Annotated in this window: 1 protein-coding gene; it reads right to left on the reverse strand. The window is 57.7% G+C overall.

The window, feature by feature from the left end:
• Window positions 1-501 (reverse strand): Na+/H+ antiporter NhaC family protein (locus tag A3730_RS08330; RefSeq protein ID WP_304439479.1); only part of this gene is annotated, 501 nt, incomplete at both ends.

Raw genomic sequence — 501 nt, forward strand, 5'->3', positions numbered from 1 at the left:
TATCAGGCAGCGGCAAGCGCGGCCGGTTAATGGCGATCGCGGCGATACCGGCAATGGCCAGGGCCCAGCAATAATGAATGGAACTGATTAGCGCCAGGGGAGACAGCTCAGCGATGGAGCAGGCCAGCAGTACCTGGGCACCGTAGGGAATCAGGCCCTGCACCACGCAGGAAAAAATATCCAGCAGGCTGGCAGAACGGCGCAGGTCCACGCCGTGATCGTTGGCAATGTCGCGGGCCATTTCGCCGGTGAGCACGATGGCCACGGTGTTGTTGGCCACAAAGATATTGGCGAATACCACCAGCAGGGCAATGCCTACTTCGCCTGCTTTTTGCAGTGGCAACTTCAGCAATCTTGTCAGCCCGTGAATCCGCTCGATCACCCAGCGGGTGCCGCCCTGATCCGTCATCAATTGTGAGAGACCACCAATCAACATGGACAGCAGCATGATTTCGAACATGCCTTCAAAGCCCTTGTAGATAGCCCCGTTCATGGTGGCGA

It is taken from the genome of Alcanivorax sp. HI0044 (assembly GCF_001634945.1).